The 6,497-nt window shown below is 47.3% G+C and carries 4 protein-coding genes; 3 read left to right on the plus strand and 1 reads right to left on the minus strand.

Annotation, left to right across the window (positions count from 1 at the left end):
• Nucleotides 1-33 precede the first annotated feature (33 nt).
• From ligA to MiSe_RS12035, 3 genes are all read left to right on the plus strand, one after another.
• Nucleotides 34-2,070, plus strand: coding sequence for an NAD-dependent DNA ligase LigA (gene ligA, locus MiSe_RS12025; RefSeq protein WP_226579313.1), 2,037 nt, complete (start codon nucleotides 34-36; stop codon nucleotides 2,068-2,070).
• 108 nt (nucleotides 2,071-2,178) lie between these two features.
• Nucleotides 2,179-3,108, plus strand: coding sequence for a DMT family transporter (locus tag MiSe_RS12030; protein WP_226579315.1), 930 nt, complete (start codon nucleotides 2,179-2,181; stop codon nucleotides 3,106-3,108).
• A 428-nt stretch (nucleotides 3,109-3,536) separates the two neighbouring features.
• Complete coding sequence (locus MiSe_RS12035; RefSeq protein ID WP_226579316.1) at nucleotides 3,537-5,831, plus strand: eCIS core domain-containing protein; 2,295 nt, start codon at nucleotides 3,537-3,539, stop codon at nucleotides 5,829-5,831.
• A gap of 314 nt (nucleotides 5,832-6,145) precedes the next feature.
• Here the strand turns inward: MiSe_RS12035 and MiSe_RS12040 are convergent, their stop codons facing one another.
• Entirely contained in the window at nucleotides 6,146-6,331 is a 186-nt protein-coding gene (locus tag MiSe_RS12040) for a hypothetical protein (RefSeq protein WP_226579318.1), read from the minus strand.
• Nucleotides 6,332-6,497 lie beyond the last annotated feature (166 nt).

The following is a 6,497-nucleotide window of genomic DNA, read 5'->3' on the forward strand; positions in this document are numbered from 1 at the left end:
GGTTGTAACTGCGTCTTTTGGGAGATTGATTCAGTGGGACAAGTAACGCCTGAAGTCGATCAGCGAGTTCAACAATTAAGGCAAAAACTCCAGGAAGCTAGCTATGCTTACTACGTCCTGGATGCTCCCATTATGGAGGATACTGTTTACGATCGCTTGTATCGGGAACTGCAAGAGTTAGAAACCCAGTATCCCCAATTGATTTCGTTAGATAGTCCGACTCAGCGCGTGGGAGAAAGACCCGCAACCCAGTTTACCTCGGTGCGGCACAATATTCCCCTGTACAGTCTGGAAAATGCCTTCAATATCCAGGAATTTACCGCTTGGGAGTCACGCTGGCGGCGTCAAGCACCGGAAATTGATTGGTTTGAATATGTCTGCGAACTGAAAATAGACGGGAATGCGCTTGCTTTAACTTATGAAAATGGCGTTTTAGTGCGCGGTGCAACGCGGGGAGATGGAATTACTGGGGAAGATATTACCCAAAATGTCAAAACAATTCGCGCAATTCCACTGCGACTGAGTATGAAAACGCCGCCGCCAGTTGTAGAAGTGCGGGGAGAAGCGTTTTTGCCCATAGAAGTATTTGAACAAATTAATCAGGAACGACAGCAAGCAGGAGAACAGCTATTTGCTAACCCTCGCAACGCGGCGGCGGGGACGTTACGGCAGTTAGATTCTAGAATTGTGGCACGGCGAAAGTTGGATTTCTTTGCTTATACTTTGCATCTTCCTGAAGAGGGACAAGAAAATCCAAAATCTCAATGGGAATCTTTAGAATTGCTGCAACAAATCGGTTTTCGAGTTAATCCCAATCGAAAAGTTTGTTCTTCTTTAGAGGAAGTGCGAGATTATTACGATTATTGGGATACTGAACGACGGAATTTACCCTACATGACAGATGGGGTAGTAGTAAAAATAAATTCCTTCGCGCTTCAAGAAAGATTGGGATTTACGCAAAGGTTTCCCCGGTGGGCGGTGGCGTTAAAATATCCGGCGGAAGAAGCACCTACCCGCGTTGAATCTATTACCGTACAAGTGGGAAGAACTGGGGCGCTGACGCCGGTGGCGGAATTAGAACCCGTACAATTAGCGGGGACGACGGTGTCGCGGGCGACGCTGCATAATTCTTCGCGCATCCAAGAACTAGATTTGCACATCGGCGATACGGTCATCGTTCGCAAGGCGGGGGAAATTATTCCCGAAGTCGTGCGGGTATTGCCAGAATTACGCCCCCAAGACGCCCAACGCTTCCAAATGCCTAACAATTGTCCCGTCTGCGGACAACCTGTAATTCGCCCCCCAGACGAGGCGGTAACGCGCTGCATTAATACTTCTTGTGCGGCGATTTTAAAAGGTTCGCTGGTGCATTGGGCAAGTCGCGATGCTTTGGATATTAACGGCATGGGGGAAAAATTAGTCCAGCAGTTAGTGGATAAAAAAGTAGTGCAGTCGGTGGCAGATTTGTACGATTTAACCGTTGAACAGCTAACATCTTTAGACCGGATGGGGAAGAAGTCTGCTGAGAAATTGGTGGAGGCGATCGCATCCTCTAAATCCCAACCTTGGGCGCGGGTACTCTACGGTTTGGGCATTCGTCACGTTGGTAGCGTCAATGCTCAAACTTTAACCGAGCAATTTCCTTCCGTTGACCAATTGGCGAAAGCATCGGCAGCTGCTATTGAAGGAGTTTACGGCATCGGTCCGGAAATTGCTCAATCTGTCTACCAATGGTTTACATTACCGGCAAATCAAACTTTAATTCAACGCCTCAAAGCTGCTGGGTTACAACTTGCTAATGCGGGCAGGCAAGATGTTAATACCACAAAAGAGGGAAATTTACCTTTAAGTGGAAAAACTTTTGTCATCACGGGAACTTTGCCAACTCTGAAGCGGGATGAGGCGAAGGAGTTAATTCAAAAGGCGGGTGGGAAGGTGACTAATTCGGTTAGTTGTAAAACTGATTATTTAGTGGTTGGGGAAGATGCTGGTTCTAAACTCGAAAAGGCGCAAGCTTTGGGAATCGCCCAGTTGGATGAAGCGCAGTTGTTGGAAATGTTGAATAATTGAACCGCGAAGACGCGAAGAGCGCGAAGAAGAGGAAGAAGAGGTTTTCAGTCGTTTTGCTTATAATCAGTTAAAATCTGCCATCCAAAATCTACAATCTAAAATCAATTAATGCTGCATCAAAGTTCTGGTAAATGGCGTTTAGGTCTATCCCTATCGCTGGTAACTGTATTCTTGTGGGGTCTTCTACCTATTGCCCTATCGGTGACGCTGCAAGCGCTTGATGTGTATACGGTCACCTGGTTTCGCTTTCTAGTTTCATTTGGAATATTAGCCGTTTATTTAGCAGGAAGGAAGCAATTACCACCGCTTGACAAATTGCGTTCGATGCCCTTTGGTTTGCTAGCGATCGCTACGATCTTTCTAGCTTTAAATTACATCCTTTATCTACAAGGATTAGCGCTGACAGCACCCGCTAATGCCCAAGTTCTGATTCAACTAGCTCCTGTTTTAATGGGGTTGGGAGGTTTGGTAATTTTTAAGGAACGTTATACGCTCCGTCAATGGGTGGGAGTGAGTGTATTAACCCTGGGATTTGTCCTGTTTTTTAATGAAAGATTAAGCAATTTGATTGCAGCTAAAGGACAATATTTGCTCGGCAGCGGGATTATTGCAATCGCAGCAGCAGTGTGGGCAATTTATGCTTTGGCGCAAAAGCAATTACTGCAAAAATTACCTTCTTCTAATATCATGCTGCTAATTTATGGCGGCTGCGCGTTATTGTTTAGCCCGTTTGCTCAGCCACAATTGCTACTCACAATGAGTTTGCTACATTGGGGAATGCTGCTTTTTTGCGCTTTGAATACCGTACTCGCTTACGGATCTTTTGCGGAAGCTTTGGAACATTGGGAAGCTTCGCGGGTGAGTGCAGTATTGGCTTTGGCTCCGATTGTAACTTTAATATCGGTGTGGGGTGTAGGGTGGCTAATACCGAATTTAATTGCACGGGAAGCTATCACAATATTGGGAGTTTTTGGGGCGGTTTTGGTGGTAGGTGGATCGATAGCGATCGCTTTGGGCAAAAAATCGGTAAATCGGTAAAAATGGGCGATCGCAGATGCTGAAACCATGATGTGGCGGTAGTTTTACCCCTTGGGCTACTCCAAAAGAGAGTTTATAATAGAAACTCAACGCTCAAACCCTTAATTATATCATGTCCAGTTGCATCGGTAGCGTTAGGCTAGCAGGTAAGCAGGTGAGCAGGTGAGCAGGTGGGAGGAAAAAAACAGCTTTTCGCACAATCGACTATATACAACCTATTGCCTAAGGACATGATATTAGGAGGGCTTTCAGAGGGCGAACAAGTGTAATTTTCCCAGACTGACAGAAGAGCCATATCTCCTCATACACCTGTTCATCCGCATAAGTCAAATTATACCGTCCGCTTACGATTGCCGAACTGAGCGGTTGGGTTTAAACTGTACTCAAAGAGTATTTGACAGCGGATGGCAAGCGAGTGAGGTACAGCCTTGTGGCTTGGTGTGCGGGCAGCATTAATGCTGCCCGCACACTGCTGCCAAGGTGTACCTCATACGGCTGCAATCCGCTATAGTTTTACACCCAATACCGGACAAAGATACTTCGTAAGGGCAACAACGGGGGAAGCATTAACGGATGAACTTGTTGGTTGCTCCTATATTAATAGATTAGAGAAAATTTGTTTTGCCAGGGATAAGATCGTGCATCAAAGAACCCACAAATCCTCCTCCAGTCCTCGTCAAACTCAGCAAAAAAGCTCTCAGTTTGCTCCCATCCCCTTTGCTGTTCAAGCGCAACAGGAAACTCAAAGACCTCCCACCCAGGAGGAGATAGAGGACAAAGCTTTCGCTCAGAACAAGTTTGAAGCGTTTAAACTTCAGCTTAAGGAAAAGAGTGGCAATATCGCGCCTGTAGAACAGGAAAGATTGGGTGTGTTGCAAGCCAAAATGAATGATTACTGGGTGCAGAGACGGGAAAAGTCATCGCGGTTCGGGTTCAACCTTGCTAATATTGCGATTCATAGCCCTGATGCACCGGGAAATGCTGCGATACAAACTAAGCTGGATCAAAAGACCGATGGAGAAGGTGAACAGCAGCAATCCCCGCAAGAGTCAAGAGAAACAGCAAGTAACGAGGGGATGGGTTTAGTACAGAGCGCGTTTCAGGAAAGTAATCCCCAAAGTCATCCGGTGCCACCCATTCAAGCAAAGTTGACCATTGGGCAGCCTGGGGATAAATATGAACAGGAGGCAGATGCGGTAGCAGCGAAGGTGGTAGAACAGATCAATACACCTGCATCTGCTCAGTCAACTCAAGGGCAGTCGGTACAGCGTCAGGAAGAAGAGAAAGAAGAGGAAGTGCAGGCGAAACATGAGATTTCCGCACTGCAACGGATGGAAGAACCAGAAGAGCGAGACATCCAAGCTAAGTTAATCCAAATGCGTGGGGAAGCGATTGGGGGAGGGGAAGCTGCAACGGATTTGGACACTGCTATTAATAGTGCCAGAGGAAGTGGACAGCCTTTGGATGCAAGTCTGCAACGGTCAATGGGGCAGGCGATGGGGGCTGATTTTAGTGGGGTGAGGGTGCATACAGATTCCCAGTCTGATCGGTTGAATCAGTCGATTCAGGCGAAGGCGTTTACGACAGGGCAGGATGTGTTCTTTCGGCAGGGTGCCTATGATCCGGGGAGTCGAGGGGGGCAGGAGTTGATTGCCCATGAGTTGACTCATGTGGTGCAGCAGAGTGGGGGTGGAGTGCGGGCAATGACCAAAGGACTGACGCGGGATGATGGTCTAGAGCAGGCACCGAAAGCAGAGAACGAAACCACTGTAAACCGTGATGTCACGTTCGTGTCTCCTTTTGCCTCCAGTCATTTGCGCTCAGCTAACCGGCAAACAGCCTTTCTCCAAGCCAAATTGGTTACCTACAAACCCAAAAAAGACACGAATGCATATGATGAGGAGGAACAGGAGGCTGCCCTCAAAGCAGCACAGGTAGATGGTTTGGTCGAAAAAGCATTCGATGAGTTCAAAAATGGCGATTATACTGGAGCGTCGGATGCACAAATAGCCCTGTACATCAAGCGCAAGTTTGAGTTCGATCAGGGGAAGGGAAATATGCACCCCTCGACAGCAGCTGGATACGTCATTGAGGGAAAAGCCAACCGTGGCATCCAAGCACTAGGATTTATCACCCAAGGGACAGACGTTATGGCTGGCACGCGACCCGATGTCGTGATTCCATTGTTATCAAACAATCAAGCCCTCGTAGATATCACTGCCTCAAATAGCATCGGTCACATCTTTAGCAAGAAAGGAAACTGGACTGGTCACAAAAACATTCCGTATGTTGCTGAATCTGTATATCCCAGCATCAACTTTACAGACGTGACAGCTACTGCTGCTCTATCCCAAGAGCAAATTAACACAGCAATTCGCCTTGTGGAAGAACAGAAAATTGCTGACGAACTCGCTTTGAAAGAGTGGGCAGATCAGCAACAAGAAAAATACTACGAGCTACAAAGAGACCTGCGTCAAAAACTCCATGAACTATGTGAAACAGCCAAGAGTAAGAGCAAGCAGGTGTTGATTTCAGGTCGGAAAGCTGAGGTTTGGAAGGAATTTGGCTTGAATGTGAATATCAATTTAAACGCAGGACAGTTTAAGGTCGAGGAGATTTCCTACGAGGAACAGTTAAAAACCAATAAAAATTTCACTGTGCAGACTCATCGTAAGCAAGAACGTTATGCTATTATCAACCAACTTATGGGGCAACTTCATTGAACATGATATCACCAGTGCGATCGCCTGATCTTGTAGGTTTGGCAAATGGACATGATTCCTGATGAAATTGTCAAATTATCAGAAATTTGCCCACCCTACCCCTCTCTAAGTGCGATAGCGAAGCGCTGGTGCAAGCAGATAGCCGATCTTGTAGGTTAGGTCGAAGCCGCTCTATATGGTATCAGTCATCTGTCCTAACTGCCTTGGCGGTTGCTATACAACCAGGCGTAGGGGCACGGCATAGACAATATGTTTCACCACAGCAAAGGCGATCGATGCCCTGCCCCTACCACAATCGATACACACAATATGTTTCACCCGCGCCAACGCGGTTGATGCCGTGTCTGCGTTGGCAGTAGGGGCACGGCATAGACAATATGTTTCACCACAGCAAAGGCGATCGATGCCGTGCCCCTACCACAATCGATGTACGCAATATTTTTTTCACCCGCGCCAACGCGGTTGATCTCTTGTCTGCGTTGGCAGTAGGGGCACGGCATCAACAATATGTTTCATCAGCGCCAAGGTGGTGGATGCCGTGCCCCTACCACAATCGATGTACGCAATATTTTTTTCACCCGCGCCAACGCGGTTGATCTCTTGTCTGCGTTGGCAGTAGGGGCACGGCATCAACAATATGTTTCATCAGCGCCAAGGTGGTGGATG

This window comes from Microseira wollei NIES-4236, from assembly GCF_020521235.1.
GTDB classification, from domain to species: Bacteria; Cyanobacteriota; Cyanobacteriia; order Cyanobacteriales; family Aerosakkonemataceae; genus Microseira; species Microseira wollei.